Genomic DNA, 23,935 nt, shown 5'->3' on the forward strand with positions numbered 1-23,935 from the left:
CTTTTCGGGGTGTTCTGGCTGTTCAGCAGGGGTTCGAGGTGGTGGGTCAGCCGCGGGCGTTCCACACCAACGGGGCGCGGCGGATCCAGGTCTCCTCGTCGACGGCGTCGAGGAGGAAGCGGGCGAGGTCGGCCCGGTTGATCCAGCGCCCGGGGGCTGTGGTGCCGGGGGCGGCGGCGTGCAGGGGGCCGGTGGCGGGTCTGTCGGTGAGTGCGACGGCACGGGCGAGGGTCCAGTCGGTGTCGGAGGCGCGCACGACCTGGTCGACGCCGGTGTGGTCGGTGAAGCCGGCCTTGATGTTCGACAGGTTGATGAGCGCCTTCATCAGGGGGTTGAGGCGGGCCCAGTCGTCGCCGGCGCCCTGTGAGGACGTCAGGGCGATCCGGCGGATGCCCTGTTCGGCCATGACGGTCAGGGTGTTGCGGGCGGCGTCGGTCATGAACATCGGTGGGCTGACCGGCTTGGCCCAGGGGTTGTCGGAGGCGCGGGCGTTGTTCAGCACGCTGATCACCGCCCGAGTGCCGTGGGCGGCCTTGCGGATGTCGTCGATGTTCGCGGGCGTGCCCTGGATCAGCTCGACACCGGCCGGAGCGTGAACGGCGGAGGGATCGCGGACCAGGGCGCGGACGCGGTGGCCGCGTTCGGCGGCCTGTGCCAGGACGTGGATGCCGGTGCGGCCGCTGCCGCCAAGGACGAGCAGGTCGGTCATGGGAAGTCATCGCCTTTCATGGGCGGAGGGCCGGGCGGCGGGAGCGGGCAGGGGATGGATTCGGAAGTGTCAGAAGGAGTACGGGCCGAAGCGGCCCCAGGCCACCCCGACGGCCAGGGCCAGCAGCGCGCCGTTCATGCCGATTGCGCTGTACTCCCGGCGGCGGAGGTGGAAGGTGCCGGCCAGCGCCATCACCACCGCGAGGCCGAGTGCGGCGAGCGCTGTGAGGACCACCGCAATGCCGGTGGCGGCGGGCAGGACGAGGCCGAGTGCGGCGGCCAGTTCGACCGGTCCGATCAGCCGGACCGTGCCTGGCTTGAGGTCCTTGACGTAGGAAGAGTGCCGGAGAGCCTGTCGATCGGCTGGGTCGTCTTCATGACGCCGGCCATGGCGAACACTGCGCCAGCAGTCCCTGCAGTACCCACAGCAGGACGTTCATCGGACTCCTCGTTTCTTGGATCACGGGGGGCTGCGGGGGGATCAGCCATATACGGGGACGGCACCGCCCTCCGGGCCGCAGGCCGGGGCGTCGCCACCGGCAGGGGTGAGCGGGTGGGTGTCGTCCCAAGCTGTGCGGAGCAGGTCCAGCAGGGTGTCGCTGTCCTGGGCACCGGAGACGCCGTAGCGGCCGTCGATGACGATGAACGGGGCACCCGTCGCGCCGAGGCGCCGGGCGCGGGCCGCGTCATCGCGGACATGCTCGCGGTAGCGGTGCTGGGCCAGGGCCTGTCGGGTCTGCTCGCGCTCCAGGCCCAGGGTGTCGGCGAGGGCGAGCAGGTCGTCCAGGGAGAAGACGGGCTTGCCCTTGCCGAAGTAGGTGTCGAAGATCGCGTCCCACGCTTCACGGTTCTTGCCCTGCGCGGAGGCGTGGGCGAGGAACTCGTGGGCCAGGTCGGTGTTGCCGACCTGGTTGTCCAGCACCCGGTAGGGGCTCAGACCCTCGGCTGCGGCCAGTGCCTCGATCCGCCGGGTCGACGCCTCGGCCTTACCGCCGCCCACACCGTGCCGTCGCAGCAGAGCCTCGCGGACGGAGAAGGTGCGGTCCTCGGGGAAGCTGCTGCTGAGCGGGAACGAGTGGTGGACCGCCTCCACCTCGCCCGCGTGCGCGAACCGCTCGACGGCCCGCTGCAGACGGTGATGGCCCAGCCCGCACCAGGGGCACGTCACCTCGGACCAGATGTCCACCTTCACCACGAACCTCCGATTCTTACTCCTTGTTCGTAACGCCATGGTGGACCAGTATGGAAGGCGATACAAAAGGCACATCCGTGTGCGTGCCGGAGAGGAATGTGCGTGATGGAGCAGACCCGCGAAGCGAAGACGGCCGGTGGGGCGGGCGTGATCGGGGCGGCGGCGATCGGGCCGTGCGCGGCGATCCCCGCCGAGCACATGACCTTCATCCGCGAGGTCCTGGACCGCGTCGGCGACAAGTGGAGCCTGCTGCTGATCGCCGTCCTGAAGTCAGGCCCGCTGCGCTACACCGACCTGCAGCGCCAAGTCCCCGGGATCTCCCAGCGCATGCTCACCCTCACCCTGCGCCAACTCCAGCAGGACGGCCTGATCTCCCGCACCGCCTACGCCGAAGTGCCCCCGCGCGTCGAGTACACCCTGACCCCGCTCGGCCGCGGCCTCCACGACATCGCCACGTCCCTGGTCGGCTGGGCCGCCGCCCACCACGACGAGATCCGTGAGAACCGGGCCCGCACGACCTCAGCGCAGCCGAGTACGGGTTCACGCACCTGAGCTACCGGAGACCGTCACCGACGGGAGCGAAACACGCGGCCACCCGACTCCCCGTCGGTGGCCGCGGCTGGAGGATTCCCACCGGCCACCGACATGGTGATCAGGGACTCGACACCTCATGATCACTCGGAGGCCGTGCCTGCCTCCGCTCCAGCCCGATCCGCGAACCCCACGGCCACGTCAGCTGCCTGGGGCCGTGGTTCCGGACGGGTGTCGATGGCGGGCATGGCCTGCTACAAGCCGGGCGAGTGGTCTCGACGGATCTACGCCATCCGCGAGTACCGGGGCCACAAGGACGAGCTGAAGGGCTTCGGCCGGCGTGGCTTCCGCAACCTGATCGTCCGTGCCCGCATCCAGCTCGGCGGCCCGGTCGTGCTCGTGCGGGACAACGTCCGGCTGCACCTGATGGCCTGCGTGGGGGAGTTCATTGCCGCGAACGCCGAGTGGCTCACCGTCTTCCCATGGCCCACCCATGCCCCGGACCTCAACCCGCAGGAGGGAATCTGGTCTGTGGTCAAGCGCGACATCGGCAACCTCGCCACGGCCGATCCCGGCCAGAGCACCCGAGCCGTGAAGCGCCGGCTCAAGAAGATCCAGTACCGTCCGGACCTCGTTGACGGCTGCCTCACTGGAACCGGGCTCGCACTCGCCTTGATGGCTTTGACGACGCCCAGTGCCTCCTGGGCAGATCGAGTACACATCCGCTAAGCCGAGTGGTGGCGCAGTAGGCACCCTGTGAGCTGCCTCACTCGCCGCCAGCCGCTCACGGCACGAACTGCATGGCCAGCACTGCTCTTACGCACTCGACAGCCGCTCGTTGGCCGGATACGTCAATGATCTGTCATTGCAGCCAGTGCGGCAGTCGATACAGGCTGTGATCGTGTTTGAGCGACGTGTTGTGGTGGTGGTGTACGCGGGCGCAATGGCGCTGGACATCACCGGACCGATGGAAGTGTTCGATACCGCTAACCGGTTCCTTGCTCCGGAGGGCGCCCCGTACCGGATCGAGCTCGTCTCCCCCGAAGCGCCACTGGTGCGCATGAGTTCCGGGATGAAGGTGGAAGCCGCGCCGCTGGAGGCGGGCGAGGGTCCGATCGACACGCTCCTCGTGCCGGGCGGATGGAGCCTGAACGGGGCGCTTCAGGACCGGGCGCTGGTCTCCTGGATCCGTCAGGCAGCGGCCCGGTCCCGCAGAGTGGCCTCCGTATGCGGCGGATCCTTTCTGCTCGCGGAGGCGGGCCTCCTCGACGGCAGACGCGCGACCACGCACTGGGCGTACAGCGAGGCCCTGGCGGGCCGCTATCCGGACGTGACGGTGGACGCCGAGCCGATCTTCGTCTGGGACGGTCCCTTTGTGACCTCCGCCGGCGTGTCGACGGGGATCGACATGGCGCTTGCTCTCGTGGAGGCCGACCACGGTTCGGCGTGCGCGCTGCAGACGGCACGATTTCTGGTGCTGTTCCTCAAGCGGCACGGTGGCCAGTCGCAGTTCAGCGCCGTTCTCGACGCCCAGTTGGCCGACCATCCGCCGATCCGTGCCGCGCAGGAGTGGATTCTGGACAACCTGCACAACCCGTTACCCGTCGCCGAGATAGCCCGGCGCGCCAACATGAGCCTGCGCAACTTCGCCCGGGTCTTCAGGCGCGAGGCGGGCACGACCCCCGGCCAGTACATCGAGCGGACCCGTATCGCCCGCGCCCGCGAACTGCTGGAAACCACCGACCTCACGATCAGCCAGATAGCGCGCCGCTGCGGATTCGTCGCCCCCGAGACCTTCTTCCGCTCCTTCGGGAGAACGCTGGGACTCACCCCGACGGAATACCGGCACCGCTTTCAGCTCATCTCGCCATCCGGCTTCATCGACCCGCACCACGAGACGGACAGGAGCCCCGTATGACCCCACAGAACGCGGACTTACCCGAGGCAGGAACGGTGCGTCTGGTCGACTACCTGGTCGGCGAACTGGCCAGCGCCGGCGTTACCCACGTGTTCGGGGTCGGCGGCGCGAACATCGAGGACGTGTACGACGCCGTTCACCGCGCCGGCGTCATACGCGGCGTCGTCGCCAAACACGAGTTCTCCGCCGTCACGATGGCCGACGGATACGCCCGTACGACCAGACGTCTCGGCGTCGTCGCCGCCACCTCGGGCGGTGGTGCCATGAATCTTCTGCCGGGCCTCGCCGAGGCGTACGCCTCCCGGGTGCCTGTACTGGCTCTGGTGGGCCAGCCTCCGACCCGCCAGGAAGGCCACGGGGCGTTCCAGGACACCAGCGGCAGGGCGGGCTCCTTCGACGCCAGGGAGGTCTTCGCACCTGTCTCCCGGTTCTGCGCGCGCGTCGATGACGCGGACTCGCTCACGGAGTTGCTGCCTCGTGCCGTAGCGGCGGCACGGGCCGATCCACCTGGGCCGGTGGTCCTGTTGCTGCCCAAGGACGTGCAGCAGGCACCGGTGCAGTTGCCCGGCCGCGGCGTGGCCAAGGTGCCACGTGTGCTGCCGTCGGCCCCGACGGCAGCCGCACGGCTCGACACCGTGGCCGTCACCGCCGTGGCGGACACCCTTCGCGGTGCCGATCGCGTCCTCGTCATCGCCGGTGAAGACGTCGCCGCCACGGACGCACGCGCGGAACTGGCCGAACTGGCCCGACGCCTCGGCGCGTGGGTGGCCGTCACCCCTGACGCCAAGGACGTCTTCGACAACAGTGATCCCCGATTCGCAGGCGTGGCCGGGGTGATGGGCCATGCCAACGTCGGAGAGTGTCTGCGGCAGGCCGATGTGTGCCTGCTGGTCGGCACCAGGCTGCCGCTCCTGGCACGCGGGGGCCTCGACCGGGCCCTGGCCGCCACCGAAATCGTCTGCCTAGGTGCCGAACCGCCGTTCGTGCCGGGCACCACGCTGCTCGGACACCTGCCGGACACGCTCCGCGAGGTGACCGGCCTCCTCCCGCCGCGACGACGCGCCTGCCCACAGCACTCCGGCCCCCTTCCCACCGTCATGCCGAGCCCGGCCCCTGGCGCCCAAGGCCGCACCATTCCGTACCCCAAGGCCCTCGCCGCGGTGGAGGCGGCGCTCCCCGACGACGCGCACGTCTTCGTGGACGCCGGCAACGCAGGGGCCAGCGCGATCCACCTCCTCCCGGCACCGCGCCACGGCCGCTTCGTCGTGGCGGTCGGCATGGGAGGCATGGGCTACACCTTCGGGGCCGCGATCGGCGCCGCGCTCGCCACTGGCCGACGCACCTACGTACTCGCCGGGGACGGGGCCTTCTTCATGCACGGGATGGAAGTGCACACGGCCGTGGAGCACGCCGCGCCCGTGACCTTCGTCATCTTCAACAACAACGCTCACGCCATGTGCGCGGTGCGGGAGGAGTTCTTCCAGGGCGGCATCCGCAGCGACGACCTCTTCTCCCGGACCGACCTCGCCGCCGGGATGACCGCTGCCTTCCCGACACTGCAGGTCACCGGGGCCGAAGACGCTGCACACCTGCACAGGGCTCTGCTACGCAGCAACGCGGGCGGCGGCCCGGCGTTCATCGCGCTGGACTGCGAGCCGGCTGAGATCCCCCCGTTCCTCCCCTTCCAGTCCTTCACCGAAGCCACCCGAGCCACCGAAACCACCGACAGCGAGGAGAGTTCCCATGAGCGAGGCGTCATCCACGTTGGCTGACATCCCCGGTCTGATGCGGATCGAGAACACCGGCAAGGAGGAGCTGACCGCCCACTGCATGGAACTCACCCATGCCGTCTACCCCCATCATCAGGTCTACGGGCAGTACTGCACCATCCACGAGTACGTCGACTGCCCCCCGGAGCAGGCCTACGACTACCTGCGCCAGGGCCACCATTTGGAGGAGTGGACCTGCACCCTGCGGGACTTCGCGCCCACCGGCACACCGGGGCTGTGGGCCGGCTACGACCGGCTCGAGGACGACACCAGGATCTACTGCAAGGTGGCCGCCAACCCAGAGGCCATGACCGTGGATTACCACTGCTCCTGGGACCAGGGCGACAGGCTGTGGATGATCTACCTGATGCGCGTCGTACCAGCTCGCCTGGTCCTCGACAAGCCGGGCGCGGTGATCACCTGGACCAACTGCCGCCACCCCTACTACGACGACAATCCGCACCCCGACATCACTCCCCGCCCGGACCGGCCCTGGGTGGGCGACTTCTGGGACCTCTTCTACGCAGGGCACACCGTGGAGATGAACAACCTCAAGACGATCCTGGAACACCGCCACCGCAATGGCCTGCCGGTCTCCGTGGCTCCGGTGAAGGCGGTGGCTCGGTGACCACGGTCAGTCTCAGCGACGTCGCAAGCTACCTGCCCGGCGAGCCGGTCCCCGCGGCCTTCTACACCGAGTACCCGGGAGCCGAGGACAAGTTGCGCAGCCACCCCATGTTCAAGGTCCCGCCGCTTCGGCACCACGTGGCAGCGGACGAGACCAACGCGGACATGGTCGAGCGCGCCGTACAGCCCCTGATCGAACGGCATGGAAGGGCCGAGATCCGCGGTGTGGACGTGCTGTTGGTGCACAGCCAGCTCCCGGACCTGCCGTTCGTGGGCGCCGGCACCGAGGTGGCACGCCGACTGGGCCTGAACCCGGAATGGCTGGTCGACGTGGCCAACGCGGGCTGCGCGTCGTTCGTGTACATGTTGAAGCTGGCGCGGCAGATCCTGACCACCACCGACGCCAGGACCGCGTTGATCTGCAATGCGCAGAGCGCAGCGGGCCAGTGGTTCACGCAGTCCGAGGTGCGCCGGCTCGCCCAGGCCGCGATCCCGGGCGACGGCTGCGGCGTGGGATATGTGACGACGTCGGCCGACAGTCCGGTACTCGACGTGGAAACACGGCATATCGGCGACTACGCCGGGGACATGACCGTGGCGGTCGACGACGGCCGAAAGTACTGGGAGCCGGGAGAGTCCCAACTGCGCATCGGGTTCACCGACTCCAGCGTCGCCAAGGTCCTCGCACGCGGCAACCGCCTCGTCCCCGAAGTCGTCACAGACCTGTGCCGGCGACTCGGCATGGCGACCGCCGACATCGACGTCCTCATCACCAACCAGCCCAACCGCACCTTTCTGCGGAACTGGCGCGAGGCGCTGCAATTGCCCGCCGAACGGCACCTGAACACCTTCGACGAGTACGGCAACCTGTTCGGAGCGGCGATCCCGATCACTCTGGACCACGCGATCCGTTCACAGCAGGTCGAGGACGGCGACTTGGTGGTGCTCGGCGGATTCGCCCACGCGGGCGACTTCGCCGGTGCCGCCGCGGTCCGCTGGCACGGCGGGCGGGGATGACAGATGGACATCCCCGTGCTGCACCGGCTGGCGCTGAACGAGAGCCCGTACCCCCCGCTGCCGTCGGTCCGTAGGGCGATGCGACGTGCTGTCGCACAGGCGCACCGGTACCCGCCGTTCTACCCCGACGAACTCACGGAGGAAATCGCCGCATGGTGCCAGGTGAGCCCCGACGGCGTCGTGGTCGGCAACGGTTCGGTGGGCGTGGCCCTTCAGTTGCTGCAGGCCGTGATCGAACCCGGGGAAAGACTGGTCTACGCCTGGCGCAGTTTCGACGCCTATCCCCTGCTGGCAGCCATGGTCGACGCCCAGCCCGTCCCCGTACCCCTGACCCCGGACGGATGCCAGGATCTGGGCGCCCTGCTCGCGGCGCTCGACGATCGCACCCGCGTGGTGGTCCTGTGCAATCCGCACAACCCCACCGGGAGCCTGGTGTCCGCCGACGCGCTGTCGGCGTTCCTGCGCCAGGTCCCCCGGCACGTCACCGTGCTCCTCGACGAGGCATACGTCGAGTTCGCCCGCGACCCCGACCTGCCGGACACGCCCACCCTTTTGCTTCAGCACCCCAACCTGTTTGTCCTGCGCACCTTCTCCAAGGCGTACGGCCTGGCCGCCCTGCGGGTCGGCTACGGAATCGGCGCCACCGGCCTGGTGGCACGAATACGCCGACAACAGCTGCCTTTCGGAATCAACGCGGTGGCAACTGCGGCAGTGAAGGCCTCGCTGCGCGCCGCCGACGAGCTGCGCCGACGCGTGGACACCGTCATCGCCGAACGCGAACGGCTCCAGTCCCAACTCCTCCAGCGAGGGTGGCAGATACGCCCCGGCCACGCCAACTCCGTCTGGCTCGCTGCCCCTGACCCGGTCGACGAGGGTGCCGCAGCACTCACCGCTGCTCATGTCCAGGCTCGCCACTACCCCCGCGAGGGCCTACGGCTCACCGTCGGCAGCCGGCAGGCCAACGACGCCGTGCTCGCCGCGCTGGCGGGGGTACACCGGTAGGAAGCGCCCGCCAGAAGCCCATCAACCGCGGCACCGGACGGGGCGGTCAGCACCTACCGCGGACGGCCGGTGCGCAGGAAGTGCCGGTAAGGCTGATCTGGGTGCGAGCTGACGGCACCCTCCGGCCCGAGTACGAACTATGGGCCGGCCCGTTTACTGCCCCCGTCCTGTCCGCTCGGCAGCTCCACCCCCTCAGCCCGCTCACCTCGGCCACCCCGCCCAGAAGACGACCGGCCGAGAGCCCCGCCGCGCATTGCAGCGGGGGTGTCGTCAGGGGTGGTCGGCGCAGCACGGGGTCGGGTCGGGAACCTCGAAGGGCGCGAGGGTGCCTCCCGCCGCCGGAACGAGGGCGAGGGTCAGGTCCCCGGCTCGCCACTCGGGACGTACGTGGCCACGAGTGAGTACCGGTGTGGTCACGGCGGGAGTCTCCGCCGCAGGCGTGCCCACCACGACGAGCCGCTCGATCGCGGTCAGGTCCAGAAGGTCCGCGGTGGTGACCGTGCCGGTGAGGTGTTCGACGCCCGGATAGAGCACTGCTCGTCCGCCCTCTCGGCGTGCGTGTTCGCGGGCGGCCAGCGCCGCCGCGTGTGTCAGTGGCCGGGGTCCGTAGACGTCGTCGGCCAGCACGGCACCGGCGTTCAGCTCCGCCAAGGCGGCGATGTGCGCCCACGCGGCACGGGCCGCTCCGGTGTCGGGCAGGGCGAGGGAGACGGCCGTACCTCTGCGTTCGTCGGTGCGGATCAGGTGGGTGCAGGCGATCGTGCCGGAGGGCAGGCCTAGCCGGTTCACCAGGTCATGGATCAGGTGGTCGGCCTCGCGCAGGCTCACCGTCCCGGCGTCGACCCCGATGACGGAGTGGACGCCGGGCGCGTCGTCAGCGGTGTTCACGCGGGCAGGACCCACATGGGGTTGGAGTAGAACCACAGGTCCTTCCACGGGTCCGCGTCGCCGAGGACGTCCATGGCCGGACCCGCCGGATCGACCGCGGCGCCGTTGAGGCCCACAGCGCTGCGGTTGCCGTCGGTTCCGCGCAGGCGTACGTAGACCGGCTTGTCGACCCGGCCGAGCGAGTACGTCAGCCGTACGGAACCGGTGACGGTGTTCACCTGGAAGGACTTCACGACCTTGGTGTTCGGCGTGCTGAAGGCGTCCTTGTCGGACACCGGGCCGGTGACGTCACCCTGGATGACGTCCACGCGGGCCAGCTGCGGCACGAACTGGGCCCAGTTGGGGCCGTTCGCCAGGCTGATCTCGACGATCAGGTCGACGTTGCTGCCGCGGCGGACGTGCAGTGTGTCGCCCAGTGTCACCCTTCGGCCGCCGGAGCGCAGCTGGGCGTCGAGGCCGCTGATGAGACCGCCGTGGTCGACCCAGACGCGGCCGGCGCGAATGCCGTCCATGACCGCCTTGTAGGAGAAGGAGGCGGCGCCGACGTGGGTGCGGGAGTACTGGCCGGGCCAGAAGTCGCCGTCGGCAAGGTTGAGCCCGCCGCCGTAGACCGGGTCGTTGTAGCGGCCGTTGCCGTTGAAGTCGCTGTTGGAGCCGCGCACTGCGGTGTCGGCGTAGACGTTGTGGGAGTCGGAGTTGGCGGTGATCCACCAGGGCTTGCCCTCGGCGAGCAGGCTGTCCCACAGTCCTCCGACAGTGGCCGTCATCCAGTCGAAGCCGCCCCAGGTGCGGTAGCTCTCCAGGGGGTAGCCGCCGAAGGAGTCGGCGCTGGGGCTGTTGTCGTAGTAGCCACGGCCGGAACCGGGGCCCTGCGGCGCCTTGATGCCGGCGGCCTGGTGGCCGGGGGCACCCTCCATGCCGACCGCGATGGTGGGCTGGGCGTCGCGCCAGCCACGGATCTCGTGCGGAGAGTCGATGCCCTTGCGCGCGGGGTGGTTGGCGAGAAACAGGATGTCCCTGACCTTACGGCGCTGGACCTGCTCGGCAAGGAAGTTGACGCCCGCGATGGCGAGTGCCTCGTTCGCCGCGGTGCCGGCGGCGGCCCCCTTGACCGCGCCGTCGAAGGAGTTCTCGAACTCCTTGAGCACCGCGACCTCGTTCTTGTCCGGGTGGACGAAGACAGTGCCGTGCTCAGCGGCCGGAATGTTCCACTCCAGGCCCTGGAAGACGAGTGTGTCATCAATCTGGTCGCGGGCCGCGACGATGTCCGGGTTGACTTTCTCGACGCCGATCTTGGCATGGGTCTCGCTGCCGTGGTCGGTGATGACCATCCAGTCCAAGCCGTGCGCGTTGGCCTGCCGCACGTGGTCGATGACGCGGTACTTGGCGTCCGAGCTGTACTGCGTGTGGATGTGATGGTCGCCCGCGAGCCACAGGTAGCCGCCGGAGCGGTCGTCGTGGGAACCCACGACAGCGGGTACGGCGGCTGCGGCCTGGCCCGCACCGCCCAGGACGCTGCCGGCCGCGAGGCCCGCGCCGAGGAGTCCGGTGCGGCGCAGCATGGAGCGCCGCGAGAGCTGGCTGGGGGTCAACTCCTCGTCGGGGACCGACATGTCGAGGGCGGGCGGCAGCGAGGAGGTTTCGTGGCTGCCGTGGTGGTGATGGTGACCGTGGTCGTGTCTGTGGCCGTGACTCATGCTCAACTCCGGCGGACGGCAGAAAGGTGCACGCGTGGGACGTGCAGATTCTGAGCAGGCCGGATGAACGACGGGCATCTGGACGGTGGGGGGTCGCCGAACGGCTGATGTGTGGTGAGGGCGTTGGCGGTCCCTGGGCGGCCAGTGGGGCACGTGGGTCCTGCCTCTCTTCACCGTGTTTGCGCTCGCGGCAGTCGTGCTCGATGCGCCGGCGCATCCTGCCGAAGCTCACCGGTCGGGCAGTCGGACTGGCTGGAGTGCATCAGCGCCTTTGAGCACCCGGAATGCCTACAGAACCTCGCGCCACTCCGGCGGGCACAGGAGGCGGGCGGAGGTCGCCGCCCGCCTCGACGGGACCGGTCCGGTCAGACGTCCATCACGTGCAGGGTGAGCGCGACGCCGTACTTCCCGGTCAGGGCGAACAGTCGGCTGCCGTCTGGGGACCAGGCCAATCCGTGCGGACGCAGGCTCAGGCCGCTGCCCGGGTCGAGGTCGACGATCTGCGAAGGCGCGTCAGCGCCCGCGGAGAAGAGGTAGACGTCGGGGCCGTAGGAGTTGTCGATGTCGGCAGCGACGGTGCCGTCGGGTGCGACAGCGACCGCGTCCGGGGAGGCGTCGGCGGGGTAGATGCGTTCCACCGACAGGTCCGCGAGACGGAAGGCCAGGTGGTGGTACGGCGCACCGCTCACCGCGAATAGTGTCGGCCCGTCGGGCGACAGCGCCAGGTCACCGACGTCGGAGATGCCGCCGGGGTTGTTCTGCGTGGCGCGCACGACGGGGGTCCCGGACGTCATGTCGTACACGGTGACCGTGCCCGCGGTCGAGTGTTGATCGGCGGCGATCACCAGAACCGGGGCGCTGGGGGCGGACACCAGCATCGGCGGTCCGGGCCAGGTGCCCTCCGGGAGTTGGGCCAGCCTTACCCGGGGCCAGGCGCCAAAGGTGAGCGAACCGAGGCTGCTCTCCCACTGGTCGCCGTAGGCGAACCAGAACGTGCCGTCCACCCACGCCGTGCGGAGCGGGGCGGTGCCGGCCCCGGTGGCGTAGCGCGCCGTCGTCCGGTAGGTGGCGGTGTCCACAGCGGCGATGGCGTCGCCGCGGCTGAGCACCACGTACAGGGTGCGGGCATCGGGGTTCAGCACCAGGTCGGCGGCACCCGGCAGGTCGGTGAGTGTCCCGGTGACGCGGCCGTCGAAGTCGGTGACCACGACGGAGCCGGTGACGATGTCGGCGATGTACAGCCGCTGGTGCACGACGTCGACGGCCATGTCTGCGTGGTACTCGACCGGCAGGGTGGTGGTCGTGACCGCCGGGGCTGCCGTCGCCCCAGGTGCGGCGCCGACGACGGCGAACAGGGCTAGGAGTAGGGCACCGAGTACGGATCTGAGCCGGATGCGTCGCATACGCACGTCTTCCTGACGTACGAGCGCCCCCCATGGGCGCGATCGGCATGATTCCAGCGTTGCGACGTCTGCCCCCTCGCGGCAGGTCCATGCCCAATCGCCAACGGACGAGCCCCAAAGACGGTTCTCTTGCTGGTGAGACGAGCCATCAGGTCCGCCATGTTGATCACGTGAGAGCCGGATGGCGTCGCTTCCTCATCTCGGCCGCGACGTTTGCAGGTGAACAACCTGCCCTTCTGGATGGCCGTCAATTAGCGCGTCACGCGGCTTGAGTGTCCCTTCCCGACCGGGGCGATCGGCGCGTATCGTCCCGACATGGACACCACTGCCTCCCCCCGCGTCCTTGTCATCGGGCTTGATCCGTATCGGTTGCCGGGGCCGTGGGATCCCGAGCCGGTAGCCGAAGGGATCAAGGCGGGACTGGCCAAGTTCGCCGAACATGACGTGTCCGTCGAGACCTGCCTCATCGGCCTTGATGGAAGTGACGACGTAGAAGTGGTCGTCGGGAATGCCCTGCGAGCCCATGCGTGGGAGTGCGTCACCGTCGGCGGTGGTCTGCGGCACTCAGACGATCAAGTGGAACTCCTCGAGCAAGTCATCAACATGGTGCGGCGGTACGCACCGCAGGCGGCCATCGCGTTCAACACCACCCCGGCCACCATCTACGAGGCCGCTGCCCGCTGGATCGAGTGACGGCCACAGTGTCCCGTCGCCTACGGTGGGGCCGGGGTTGGTCGTGGGGGGTTGTCGGTGGTGGTGTCGTGGTCGCTCAAAAGCATTCGCTGACTCAGAACTCCTAACAGAATTGCTGCAACTCACCTTGGAATGTCGACATCTGATGGGTTGTTAGCCTTCAGATGAGAAGGGGTGAGCAACCGCCGTGGATCGTGCCGGATGGGCTGTGGGTGCGCATCGAGCCGTTGCTGCCGGTTGTGCCGCACCGAACGGATCACCCCGGCCGCAAGCGTCTGGACGACCGGAAGGTGCTGTCGGGCATCCTGTTCGTGCTGTACACCGGCATTCCGTGGGAGTTCCTGCCCCAGGAGCTGGGCTTCGGCTCGGGGATGACCTGCTGGCGGCGTCTGCGTGACTGGAACGACGCGGGAGTCTGGCAGCGTCTGCACGAGTCGCTCCTGGCCGAGCTGAACGCCGCCGGCGCGCTGGACTGGTCGAGGGCGGTGATCGACGGCTCGCACGTCAGGGCGCTCAAAGGCGGCCCAAAACAGGACCGAGCCCGGTCGACCGTGCCCGAACAGGCTCCAAGCACCATCTGATCACCGAAGGGCACGGCATCCCGCTGGCGGTATCGCTGACCGGCGGAAACCGCAACGTGTCACCCAGCTCATCCCCCTGATCCAGGCCAGGGTGGTCGAACAGAGCTTCGCGCTGCTGCACTGGTTCCGCCGACTGCGCATCCGCTGGGAGATCCGCGACGACATCCACGAAGCCTTCCTCAGCCTGGCCTGCGCCATCATCTGCTGGCGACGGCTGGTCAACCTCTCACTTTGTTAGGAGTTCTCAGGGGCGTCGTCCCGTACCGCTCCCCCTTCCACGAACTCCGTCGGGATGTCAGCTTGCGCGGGAGCGGCGGGAGATCACCTGGGGGAGCTTTCCCGTCTTCCAGTAGCCATCGAGGATCTTGAGCAGGCGCTCGGGGTCACGGAAGATCTCGGCGATCCGGTCGCCGTACTGCTCAAGGAGCGGGTCGCTTTCGACCGTCTTGCGGCCGGCACCCGTGAAGGACGACGAGTAGGCATGACAGTTGCCGCACCACAGGTAGTTGATCCATGAAGGCTCGCTCCGGCCGTACTTGGTGTGATGGTAGACACGCATGGTCGTGCGGTCGCAGATTGGGCAGGTTCGTTCCGTCACAGGCAAGTGCAGCTGAGCACCGAGGGCCTCGCGGTGGTGCTGGTCGTAGGGCCGGGTCATGAAGTGGAAACCTCTCTGAAGGGCTGGGGTGGTCGGCACGGCTGGGCTGGCCGCAAGGGGATTCGATCTCGTCGCGGCCCTGTGGGACTCCAGCTCAACGGGCCGAGGCGTTCGAGCTATTCGGAGGAAGGCGTTACCGGCCGCCCACGGAAATCCTTCACCACGCCATCTGTCCGAAGAGTCCTCGGTCTCTCGGTGCCGATGTCGCCGAAACACGCCAGGTGCTTCTGATGGTAGGACTCGTGGAAGGAGGTCACCACGGCCTCCTTCATATTCCGCAGACTCTTGTTCGACGTCTCGATGATCGGCTTGCCGTTCGCTGTGCGGATCGTCACCGGCCGGTAGCGAGGGGCTTGGCTGAGCAGACGTTGTCCCGGGTGCCGTCCGAGCGCCTGGCGAGCAGGAGTCAGAGTGGCGGATCGCAACGACGTTCTCGTCGGGGCTCTGGCCTTGGTTGACACGATGGTGCTCGGGGCGGCCGGGTCGGCATTGCCGGACCAGGACGAGGTTGCCGTCGCGGGTGGAAGCGGTGAGGGCGGGGACGGCGCCGACAATCGAGGTCACCGGCGGTGACCTCGATTGTCGGCGCGCAGAAGCTGTACTGCCCCACGGCGCCGTAGGTCTTGCCCGCGTTGCCGCGTCACTGCAGAGGGATCTCCTCGCCGATCGATTGCTCGCGGGCGGCCGCGACGACCAGGGCCGTTGCTGCGGCGTCCTGTACGGCCACACCGACCGACTTGTAGAGGGTGATCTGATCCGGCGCAGTGCGTCCCGACTTGCTGCCTGCGATGAGTTCGCCCAGCTCGGCGTGCACGTGATGGGCCGTGATGAGGCCGTCGCGGATCGGCGTGAGCAGGTCGTTGCTGCCCGCGGGTAGCGGGGCGAGGGCGGCCTGGCGGGACTCGACGCACACGAGCGCCTCGGCGACGGTGGCGTCGTCGATCTCGCGGCCGGACGGGTTGTAGCCCACCGAGGTGATGTGCACCCCTGGTGTCACCCAGGGGCGGCGGATCACGGGCTCGACCGCGTGTGTCGTCGCCGCGGCGATGTCCGCGCCGGCCAGCGCCTCGGCGTAGCCGGAGGCAGCCTGCACGTCGGCCTCGAGTACGGAGGAGAGTTCTTCGGCGAGGGCGGCGGCCCTCGCCGGGTCCCGGCCGGCCACACGGATCTGCCGGATGGGGCGGACCCGGCAGATCGCGTGAGCGTGGGACCGGGCCTGCACGCCCGTTCCCAGTACGGCCAGCACCGACGCGTCCTCTCGGGCCAGCAGCCGCACGGACAGCGCGGAGCAGGCGCCGGTCCGCGCCGCGGTGATGGCCGTACCGTCCAGCAGGGCAGCGGGCTCGCCGGTGTCCGGATCGAACGCCACGATCAGCGCCTGGTGGGTCGGCATCTGCGCCCCGTCGTTGTGAGGAAAGAGTGACACCAGCTTGGTCATGAGCGTCCCGGCCGACGCCAGGAAGCCCGGCATGGCCACCAGCAATCCATCCTGTTCGGGCACGAGGGCGGCGACGCGATCGGACACCGAGGCACGGCCCGCACTGAGGTCTGCCATCGCCGGAACCAGGGCATCGATCAGCGAGTCCATGTCGAGCAGGTCCTCGACCTGCGAGCGGCTCAGCACCAGCATGCGCCTCAACCTCCTGTTGCCAGTCATTCGGCCTACGACCGCAGAGCCAAAGCGTCGAGCATCGAATCCCGTCACCCCGGTCATGACACGCCCCACAGCCTGAGCACGTTCATCGGACGACCCGGACTTCTGAGGACACGAGGGCAGCAGTGCGGAGGTGCCGCATCATCAGGACTGCGTGTGGCAGAAGCGTCGGGCCTGTAGGGGGCAGCGTGACGCACCCGCCCGCCCCCAAACGGTCTGCCATGGCGCGACAGGTGCCGGGAGCGGGATTTCCATGGAAGACATGTCCCGACTCGACAGCGCATGCCACCGGCCCGTTCGTTCCGCCGCGGCACTGGGCCTGGTGGCGGCGCTGGCCGTCGGCTGCACCGGGGCCGACGCCGACACCACCTCCACCGTCGGCCGTGCGGCCGTGCGGACGTCACCGTTGCCCACCGTCCCACCTGCCCAGCCACCGTCACAGCTCACCCGGGCCGAGGTCGAGACCGCGGTGAGCCGGCTGGACGGCACGGTGCGGGACGCCATGCGCCGCACCGGTGTGCCCGGAGTCGCCGTGGGCGTGGTGCACGACGGCAAGGTGCTGTATGTAAAGGGGTTCGGCGTGCGGAAGGCAGGCACGAAGGACCGGGTCGGAGCGGACACCGTCTTCCAACTCGCCTCGGTCTCCAAGCCCCTTGCGTCCACCGTGGTCGCCGCGACGGTGGGCGAGAAGACCGTCGCCTGGGACGACCCGGTCGTCAAGTACGACCCGGGCTTCGACCTCAAGGATCCTTGGGTCACGCGCCATGTCACGCTGGCCGACCTGTTCTCGCATCGCAGCGGCCTGCCCGATCACGCCGGAGACCTTCTGGAGGACCTCGGCTACGACCGCTCGTACATCCTGAACCACCTCCGCTACCAACCGCTCGCCCCCTTCCGCGCCCACTACGCGTACACCAACTTCGGGCTGACCGAAGCCGCCGTCGCCGTCGCGCGTGCTGCGGGGACGAGTTGGGAGAAGCTGTCCGCCGAGAAGCTGTACCGGCCGCTCGGCATGAACTCCACCAGCTCTTCCTTCGCCGACTACGAGAAGGCGGCCGACAAGGCCTCATTGCATGTGAAGACCGGGGACACCTGGCGTGCCGAGAACGTGCGCGACGCGGATGCCCAGAGCCCGGCTGGCGGGGCCAGCTCCACGGTCCGGGACATGACGAAGTGGCTGCGCCTGCAACTGGGCAACGGCACCTTCGAGGGGCGGCAACTCGTCGACGCCGACGCGCTGGATCAGACCCACCTGCCCCACATCGTCTCCGAGCCGCCGCACGCGCCCGCGGGCAGGGCCGGGTTCTACGGGCTCGGCTGGAACGTGGGCTACGACGACCAGGGCAGGCTGAAGCTCAGCCACTCCGGCGCCTTCGCGCTGGGCGCAGCCACCAACGTCACGCTGTTGCCCTCGGAAAAGCTGGGCATCGTCGTCCTCACCAACGGCGAGCCCATCGGCGTACCCGAGGCGATCGCCAACACGTTCCTCGACACCGCGCAGACCGGCGGGCCGACCGTCGACTGGCTGACGTTCATCGGACCGATCCTCAAGCAGGCGGCGGAGGGAGAACGCTCACCGGTCTACTACAACAAGCCTCCGGCCTCCCCCGCACCGGCCAAGGCGACCAGCGCCTACACCGGGACGTACGCCAATGAGTACTACGGCCCGATGACCGTCAGCACCCAGAGCGGCGAACTCACCATGCAACTGGGGCCCAAGAAGCAACGATTCGTCTTGCACCACTACGACGGTGACACCTTCAGCTACCGCACCACCGGCGAAAACGCCGTCGGCTTGTCCGGTGTGACGTTCACCGTCGGGTCCGGCGGACGCGCCGACAAGGTCCGGGTCGAGAACCTCGACACGACCGGTCTGGGCACCTTCACGAGGAACGGCTAGGAAGTGTTGCGAAAGCGGCGGTCGCAGCGACTCGTTGGCGCTCTGACCAGCACTGCCGTTTCATACCGGAGGGCGAGCTGATGCCCCGGTGGGCTCCTCCGCGTGGGGGAGGTCGTCCGGCTGGTGGGATGATGCCGCCGGCTGCTGGGTGGTGACATCGTCGAGGGGTCTTTTCGCCTCACCACTCCGGAGCTTGTGATGGCCAGTGCGTTCCCGTCGCCGAACGCCCGGATTGCCGCCCCTCGGTGGGCGGTCCGGGCGGCTTGGGCGACCGTGCTTTGCACGGTGCCGTCGTGTGTGTGGCGGCTCTCACTCGGGTTTGGGGTCGATGTCGGCTTCACCGGCCGACTCGGTTCGCTTTACGCGGGAGCGTCGATCATGCTCTACGTAGTGATCCTGTCGGTGGCCTCACAGGCGGCCGCCTGCCTGACGCTGGGCCTGGTGAAGCCCTGGGGTGAATGGGTCCCGCGCTGGGTTCCGTGGTGGGGCGGCCGCCGCATCCCACCGCTGGCCGTGGTCATACCCGCGGCAGTGGGCGCCGTCGCGGTGATGGCGCTGTGCGCGGCGGTCACCCTGGCGCCGAGAGGACCGCTGGACAACCCCGACTTCCCGCACGGTACAGCGGGCGTGATCATGGATGTCTGCTATGCCCCGCTGCTGGCCTGGGGGCCACTGGTCGCCGCCCTCACGATCGCCTACGCTCGGCGCCGCCGGGTCGCGTGAGCTGCAGCGCTGCTCGAAAGGCCAGGCGGGCCGCAGTGGCCGGGGGCAGGGGCCGGGTGGGTGGCTGGTCTGGGCTCCGCGCGGGCGCCCGAATGGGCAAGGGCGCTGCCCTGTACGGAGTTACGGCGCCCCTGTCACGAAGGTGCCGTCGTGCGCGGCGGGGTTGCGGCCGAAGTGGTCGTCGGAGTGGAGGGTGGCCACTGGACTGTGCAGGCCGACCGGCCCCCCGTCGGGCATACGGACTGGATTCGGAGCGGCGCGAGCGTCGTTGCGCTGGGGGGCGACTTCGCCGTCGTGGTCGGCTCATGCGGTGAGGTCTGCGTCGCGGGCCAGGAGGGCGGCTTGGACGCGGTTGCTGACGTCCAGTGCGGTCAGGATGCGGCTGACGTGGGCTTTGACAGTGCTCTCGCGCATGGTGAGGCGGGCGGCGATCTCGGCGTTGGTCTCGCCGCGGGCGAGGAGCGCGAGTACGTCGCGCTCGCGTGGGGTGAGTCGGTCGATGCGGGCCTGGGCCTGGACCGCCTGGGGCCGGGTGGTGGCGTGGTAGCGGTCGATGAGGCGGCGGGCCGCTGTGGGGTGGAGCATCGCGGAACCGGCGGCCACCAGGTGGACGGCACGCAGGATCTCGGCCGGTTCGGTGTCCTTGAGGAGGAAGCCGTCGGCTCCGGCGCCGAGGGCGTCGTAGACGTACTGGTCGAGGTCGAAGGTGGTCAGGGTGATGACCTTCGGCGGGTGGGGCAGCGCCCTCAGCCCGGCGGTGGCGGCGATGCCGTCCATGCGGGGCATGCGCACGTCGACGAGGGCCACATCGATGCGGTGGGCGCCGGCCTGCTCGATGGCCTGGAGGCCGTCGGCTGCCTGGGCGACGAGCTCGATCTCCGGGTCGCTGTCGAGGAGGTCGGCCAGGCCGAGGCGGACCAGGGCGTCGTCGTCGACGATCATTGCGCGGATCATGCGGGCGTGCCGTTCTCTTGTGTGCCGGCCGGGTGGGGGATGCGGGCGGCCAGACGCCAGGAGCCGGCGCCGGCCGGTCCCGCGTGCAGATGGCCACCGAGCGCGCTGACGCGTTCGCGCAGGCCGACGAGTCCGTAGCCGGAGCCGACGGCGGCCGCTTGCCCGGGACGACCGGCGGGGTTGGTGACCTCCACCAGGGTGGCCGGCGACCGGTAGTCGATCGCCAAGGTCACCAGGGTGCCGTCGGCGTGTTTGCGGGCATTGGTCAGGGCTTCCTGCGCGATGCGGTACACCGCCAGACGGTGGGTGGTGGGCGCGTCCTCCGGTCGGCCGAGGATCGTGATGGCAACGGGCTGGGAGGCGGCGCGGGCGTCGTCCACCAACTGCTGGACGTCGCCGGGCACCGGCGCGGGCACAACGCCGGCACCGTTCGGTGCGGCACCCGGAGCACGCAGCACACCGAGCACGTCCCGCAGGTCGGCGAGCGCTTCCGTGGAGGTGCCCCGCAGCAGGGCCAGTCGTTCGGCGACCGGTCCGGGCAGGGTGTCGCTACGGGTGGCCAGCACGCCCGTGTGCAGGGCGATCAGGCTGAGCCGGTGGGCGAGGACGTCGTGCATCTCCGCCGCGATCCGGGACCGTTCCGCGACCCGGGCGGCTTCCTCGCGCAGCTGCGCCTCGACGCGCAGGTGCTCCACATCCGCGGCCAGCGCGCGCACCAGACGCCGGCGGCTGCCGATCCACATGCCGACGACATACGCGAAGGCCCACAGGAACAGCGCGGTGACGTACTCCTGATGGCCCCACAGCCGGGTCGGCGGATAGCCGGCGAGGTTGGCGCACAGTGCGGCGGCGACGCAGACGATCGCCGCCCGCGTCCGGCGGGCCACGGCCAGGTCGTACAGGACAAGAGCCAGGAGCAGCGTGCCGATCCAGCCCCACCACGCGGTGAACGCGGTGACCACGATGGGTGCGACGGGCCAGCGCAGCCGCGGCACGAGCAGCACCACCGCGCACGCCACGGCCGAGGCACCGATGGGAATCGCATACCTGCCATCGCTGATCTGCTGCGCGCCGTTCACTGCGGCGATGGTGGCGAAGAACGTCACGGTCGCGCCGCGCCCGAGGGCCACCACCCTCGCCTGGATCTTGCTGCTGTTCACCGTCAGCATCCTAGGCAGGCCCCTGGCTGCCGTCCCTCGACGATCGGCGACGCCCACCCCCTACTTTCGTCGGGGGAAGCCGTCGAAGAACGGCGGATCTGCCGCTGGGCGGCGATTCCTAGCGTCATAGGCATGGATGAATGGACCGCCTCCCACGAACGTGTCCTGGCGCAACGCGAAGCCGAAGGCTGGATGTTTCTGATCGAAGCAGCCCGTGATCTGCGCACCACCGGCGCGATCGCCCCCAGCGGCAAAGCCCTGGCCCGCGCCCTGACCGATCCCGTGCGGAGCCAGGCGTCCCGTCCGCTGGCCGTCCTGGAAGTCGGCGCAGGCACCGGCCCGGTCACCCGGGCTCTGATCCCCCAACTGTCCGGCGGCAGCCGCCTGGACATCGTGGAGGCCAATCCCCGCTTCGCCGCCCAGCTGCGCCGCCTCGTCACCGCACACCCGGACCTGGCCGACGCTCCGGGAAGGGTGAGCGTGCACGAGATATTCGTCGAGCAGCTCGACACCGACCAGCGCTACGACGTCATCGTCTCCGGCCTGCCCCTGACCAACTTCGCCCCCGACCAGGTGGAGCGGATCATGGCCCGCTCCATGGACCTGCTGCATCCTGGCGGCACGCTCACCTACTTCGCCTACGTCGGCACCCGCAAGGCGCGCGCCCTGACCGCTTCCCGGGCCGAAGCCCGCCGTCACGCCGCGGTCGACGAGGTCATGGCCGCATACCAGCGCGCTTACGCCACCGGCCGCTGGACGGTCTGGGCCAACCTGCCCCCTGCGCATGTCTGGCACCTGCGCCGCCCCCTCGTGCCCGCGGATTCCTCCGCGCAGCGTCTCTCCGGGGCACGACGGTGAACGCGATCTGCGGTCTCCTCGGCCACCTTCCGCCGGTCGCGGTCTACGCGGGTGTGACCACGGCGGTGCTGGCCGAATCGGTCCTGCTGGTGGGCGCGTTCATCCCCACACTGACCCTGCTGCTGACCGCGGGCGCACTCGCCCGGACCGGGCACATAAGCCTGCTCCTGATCATCGCCGCGGCGGCCGGCGCCGTCGTGGCGGGTGACTTCCTCGCCCATCGCACCGGCCGGTTCCTTGCCGACCGGCTGCGCACCGGCCCCGCGGGCCGGCGCATTCCGCCCGCCGTCTGGTCACGCGCGGAGACACTGATGGGCCGCTACGGCGGCCGGGCCGTCTTCCTTGCCCGGTTCATCCCCGTGGTCCGCACCCTTGCCCCCCACTGTGCGGGCGCCGCCCATCTCCCGTACCACCGCATCGCGCCCTACAGCGTCACCGCGGCGTGCGTCTGGGCGAGCGCGGAGGCAACAGTCGGATACGCGGCCGCCTCCTCCCTCCAGCACGTGCTCACGCTGGCGGGTCCCGTCTCGGCCGTACTCGTCCTGACCGCGATGTCAGCCGTGCTCGCAGTGCGGCGCGGCAGAACGCCTCAGGAGGAGGGAACGGCGTGACCGTCCACGCCTTGTGCCAGGCGGCCGACAACGAGAGAACCCACCGATGAGCTACTGAAACGCCACCACACGCCCTTGGAGTGCGAGCAGTTGTCAGACGGGATTGTCGGTGTGGCTCGACTCGCACCGACGTGCCGAGGGTGCGACCGCGACTTCTCGCACTCGTTTCTGCCGGCCCTGCGGCCAGGGGGTTGCCGTCGATCACCCCGCCGCCGGGACTCCGCCTCATGTAACCCGGCAGCCGTCGTCCCGCGCAGCACCGCGCCACCGGTCGCCCTCGCAGGCCGGTTCGCGACCCCGGTCGCACCTACAGGCGGTACTCCCCGGCCACGGCGTCCGGGCAGCGTACGACAAGCGCGGCGACGTCGTCGTCGAGCTTTCCGCCGCTGTAGTGGACCAGGGCCGCGTGGAGCCGGTCGAGCAGCTCGCGGGGCGGCATCTGGCCCTGCTGCTGCGTCCAGTCCGGCAGAGGGAAGAACGTGCCGGTGTGATCGCGGGCCTCCGTCACCCCGTCGGTGTAGAGGAGCATCTGGTCGCCGGGGGTGAAGTCGAAGGTGTCCACGCGGTGGTGCTCGCCGACGAGCGTCGTCAGGTTGAGCGGCGGCGAGGGAGTGGTGGCCTCCAGCAGCCGGGTCTTGCCCTGGTGGACGAGCAGAGGAGGCGGATGCCCGCAGCTGAGGAGTCTGACCTGGCCACCGTCCTGCGGGATCTCGGTGATGAGGGCGGTGGCGAAGTGCTCCGGCCGGTCCAGGAGGGGGAACGCGGCGCTGTGACGAGCGATGGTGACCTCCAGGCGGTGAATGATGCCGCTGAGGTCGGGCTCGTCGTATGCGGCCTCCCTGAAGCAGCTGATCAGCGCGGAGGCCGCTCCGACCGCGGACAGGCCCTTGCCGCGCACGTCGCCGATGAGCAGCCGGATCCCATACGGCGTGTCGGCCGCCTCGTAGAAGTCGCCGCCGATCCGGGCCTCCTCCTGGGCCGCCAGGTACAGGGCCTCGATCTCTATGTTGTTCATGCGGCGCGGCAGGGGACGCAGCAGCACCTCCTGGGCGGCCTCGGCGACAAGCCGGACATGGAACAGCGTCTCCTCGCGTTGCAGCCGGACGTGGCTGGCGTAGGCGGCCGCCAGGGTGACCGCGACGATGGCTGCCGCCGTGTAGGGCGTTCCCAGGTCGGTGTAGACGAAGCTGAGGCCGATCATGACCAGGAGGCAGAACAGTCCGAGCAGGAGCGTGGGAAGCACGGGCCACATGGCGGCGGCGAGGGCGGGAGCGGTGGGAAGGAGACGGCTGAAGGCGATTTCCCGTGGGGTGGAGAACGCCAGAACGGCGATCACGGCGGTGAGGATCACCGGTGACAGCGTGGCCGCTTCCCACCGGCCGCCGCGGAGA

General features: G+C 69.5%; 22 protein-coding genes and 2 pseudogenes. 13 read left to right on the forward strand and 11 right to left on the reverse strand.

All coding sequences use genetic code 11. The features are described from left to right. Positions 1–46: 46 nt before the first annotated feature. The 3 genes from LN251_RS36370 to LN251_RS36380 all read right to left on the reverse strand — a co-directional run bounded on the left by LN251_RS36370 (position 47) and on the right by LN251_RS36380 (position 1,903). The gene (locus tag LN251_RS36370; RefSeq protein ID WP_458248431.1) at positions 47–709 is read right to left on the reverse strand and encodes an NAD(P)-dependent oxidoreductase; all 663 of its coding nucleotides are present in this window, start codon (positions 707–709) and stop codon (positions 47–49) included. 69 nt (positions 710–778) lie between these two features. Then, positions 779–1,009 (reverse strand): DoxX family protein, encoded by a 231-nt coding sequence (locus LN251_RS36375; RefSeq protein WP_458249494.1) that lies wholly within the window; start codon positions 1,007–1,009, stop codon positions 779–781. Between the two features lie 180 nt (positions 1,010–1,189). Continuing rightward, positions 1,190–1,903 (reverse strand): DsbA family oxidoreductase, encoded by a 714-nt coding sequence (locus tag LN251_RS36380; protein WP_458248432.1) that lies wholly within the window; start codon positions 1,901–1,903, stop codon positions 1,190–1,192. A gap of 102 nt (positions 1,904–2,005) precedes the next feature. Here LN251_RS36380 and LN251_RS36385 point away from each other — a divergent pair, with 102 nt between their 5' ends. The 7 genes and pseudogenes from LN251_RS36385 (at position 2,006) to LN251_RS36415 (ending at position 8,764) form a co-directional block, all read left to right on the forward strand. Continuing rightward, a complete protein-coding gene (locus tag LN251_RS36385) occupies positions 2,006–2,452 on the forward strand; it encodes a winged helix-turn-helix transcriptional regulator (RefSeq protein WP_458248433.1) in 447 nt (148 codons plus the stop codon). A 192-nt stretch (positions 2,453–2,644) separates the two neighbouring features. Then, a pseudogene (locus tag LN251_RS36390) lies at positions 2,645–3,160 on the forward strand (transposase); the annotation flags it as partial. Between the two features lie 172 nt (positions 3,161–3,332). Next, positions 3,333–4,349: a GlxA family transcriptional regulator gene (locus tag LN251_RS36395; protein WP_458249495.1), complete on the forward strand. Its 1,017-nt coding sequence runs from the start codon at positions 3,333–3,335 to the stop codon at positions 4,347–4,349. Beyond that, positions 4,346–6,121 carry a thiamine pyrophosphate-binding protein gene (locus tag LN251_RS36400; protein ID WP_458248434.1) on the forward strand — a complete coding sequence of 592 codons (1,776 nt, stop codon included), beginning with the start codon at positions 4,346–4,348 and terminating at the stop codon, positions 6,119–6,121. The genes LN251_RS36395 and LN251_RS36400 overlap by 4 nt, the downstream gene beginning before the upstream one ends. Next, positions 6,093–6,746 (forward strand): SRPBCC family protein, encoded by a 654-nt coding sequence (locus LN251_RS36405; protein WP_458248435.1) that lies wholly within the window; start codon positions 6,093–6,095, stop codon positions 6,744–6,746. The genes LN251_RS36400 and LN251_RS36405 overlap by 29 nt, the downstream gene beginning before the upstream one ends. Further along, positions 6,743–7,762: a 3-oxoacyl-ACP synthase III family protein gene (locus LN251_RS36410; protein ID WP_458248436.1), complete on the forward strand. Its 1,020-nt coding sequence runs from the start codon at positions 6,743–6,745 to the stop codon at positions 7,760–7,762. Before LN251_RS36405 ends, LN251_RS36410 begins: the two co-directional genes overlap by 4 nt. A gap of 3 nt (positions 7,763–7,765) precedes the next feature. Continuing rightward, positions 7,766–8,764, forward strand: a complete 999-nt coding sequence (locus LN251_RS36415) for a histidinol-phosphate transaminase (RefSeq protein WP_458248437.1) — start codon at positions 7,766–7,768, stop codon at positions 8,762–8,764. Between the two features lie 270 nt (positions 8,765–9,034). On the opposite strand, the gene LN251_RS36420 is transcribed toward LN251_RS36415, so the two are convergent. From LN251_RS36420 to LN251_RS36430, 3 genes are all read right to left on the reverse strand, one after another. After that, complete coding sequence (locus LN251_RS36420) at positions 9,035–9,652, reverse strand: hypothetical protein (protein ID WP_458248438.1); 618 nt, start codon at positions 9,650–9,652, stop codon at positions 9,035–9,037. Further along, the gene (locus LN251_RS36425; protein WP_458248439.1) at positions 9,649–11,349 is read right to left on the reverse strand and encodes a PHP domain-containing protein; all 1,701 of its coding nucleotides are present in this window, start codon (positions 11,347–11,349) and stop codon (positions 9,649–9,651) included. Before LN251_RS36425 ends, LN251_RS36420 begins: the two co-directional genes overlap by 4 nt. A gap of 365 nt (positions 11,350–11,714) precedes the next feature. Then, positions 11,715–12,752 (reverse strand): hypothetical protein, encoded by a 1,038-nt coding sequence (locus tag LN251_RS36430; RefSeq protein WP_458248440.1) that lies wholly within the window; start codon positions 12,750–12,752, stop codon positions 11,715–11,717. Between the two features lie 315 nt (positions 12,753–13,067). On the opposite strand from LN251_RS36430, the gene LN251_RS36435 reads away from it, so the two are divergent. Together LN251_RS36435 and LN251_RS36440 are read left to right on the forward strand one after the other, a co-directional pair. Beyond that, positions 13,068–13,445, forward strand: a complete 378-nt coding sequence (locus LN251_RS36435) for a hypothetical protein (protein ID WP_458248441.1) — start codon at positions 13,068–13,070, stop codon at positions 13,443–13,445. A gap of 164 nt (positions 13,446–13,609) precedes the next feature. After that, positions 13,610–14,264: pseudogene (locus LN251_RS36440) on the forward strand (IS5 family transposase). Positions 14,265–14,321: 57 nt separating this feature from the next. Here the strand turns inward: LN251_RS36440 and LN251_RS36445 are convergent. Then, on the reverse strand, positions 14,322–14,585 hold the full coding sequence (locus LN251_RS36445; protein WP_458248442.1) for a hypothetical protein: 264 nt from the start codon (positions 14,583–14,585) through the stop codon (positions 14,322–14,324). Between the two features lie 739 nt (positions 14,586–15,324). Next, positions 15,325–16,314, reverse strand: a complete 990-nt coding sequence (locus tag LN251_RS36450; RefSeq protein WP_458249496.1) for an ornithine cyclodeaminase family protein — start codon at positions 16,312–16,314, stop codon at positions 15,325–15,327. Positions 16,315–16,600: 286 nt separating this feature from the next. Here LN251_RS36450 and LN251_RS36455 point away from each other — a divergent pair, with 286 nt between their 5' ends. Together LN251_RS36455 and LN251_RS36460 are read left to right on the forward strand one after the other, a co-directional pair. Further along, the gene (locus tag LN251_RS36455) at positions 16,601–18,238 is read left to right on the forward strand and encodes a serine hydrolase (RefSeq protein WP_458248443.1); all 1,638 of its coding nucleotides are present in this window, start codon (positions 16,601–16,603) and stop codon (positions 18,236–18,238) included. A 378-nt stretch (positions 18,239–18,616) separates the two neighbouring features. Next, on the forward strand, positions 18,617–18,961 hold the full coding sequence (locus tag LN251_RS36460; protein WP_458248444.1) for a hypothetical protein: 345 nt from the start codon (positions 18,617–18,619) through the stop codon (positions 18,959–18,961). Between the two features lie 303 nt (positions 18,962–19,264). On the opposite strand, the gene LN251_RS36465 is transcribed toward LN251_RS36460, so the two are convergent. After that, the gene (locus LN251_RS36465; protein WP_458248445.1) at positions 19,265–19,915 is read right to left on the reverse strand and encodes a response regulator; all 651 of its coding nucleotides are present in this window, start codon (positions 19,913–19,915) and stop codon (positions 19,265–19,267) included. Beyond that, positions 19,912–21,075, reverse strand: a complete 1,164-nt coding sequence (locus LN251_RS36470) for a sensor histidine kinase (RefSeq protein ID WP_458248446.1) — start codon at positions 21,073–21,075, stop codon at positions 19,912–19,914. Before LN251_RS36470 ends, LN251_RS36465 begins: the two co-directional genes overlap by 4 nt. 132 nt (positions 21,076–21,207) lie before the next feature. On the opposite strand from LN251_RS36470, the gene LN251_RS36475 reads away from it, so the two are divergent. Next, positions 21,208–21,933: a class I SAM-dependent methyltransferase gene (locus LN251_RS36475; RefSeq protein WP_458248447.1), complete on the forward strand. Its 726-nt coding sequence runs from the start codon at positions 21,208–21,210 to the stop codon at positions 21,931–21,933. After that, on the forward strand, positions 21,930–22,544 hold the full coding sequence (locus tag LN251_RS36480; RefSeq protein WP_458248448.1) for a DedA family protein: 615 nt from the start codon (positions 21,930–21,932) through the stop codon (positions 22,542–22,544). Before LN251_RS36475 ends, LN251_RS36480 begins: the two co-directional genes overlap by 4 nt. A gap of 307 nt (positions 22,545–22,851) precedes the next feature. Here LN251_RS36480 and LN251_RS36485 read toward each other — a convergent pair whose 3' ends face one another. Continuing rightward, positions 22,852–23,895 carry a PP2C family protein-serine/threonine phosphatase gene (locus tag LN251_RS36485; protein WP_458248449.1) on the reverse strand — a complete coding sequence of 348 codons (1,044 nt, stop codon included), beginning with the start codon at positions 23,893–23,895 and terminating at the stop codon, positions 22,852–22,854. Positions 23,896–23,935: the final 40 nt, after the last annotated feature.

The sequence above is a fragment of the Streptomyces sp. MAI_2237 genome (assembly GCF_054189285.1).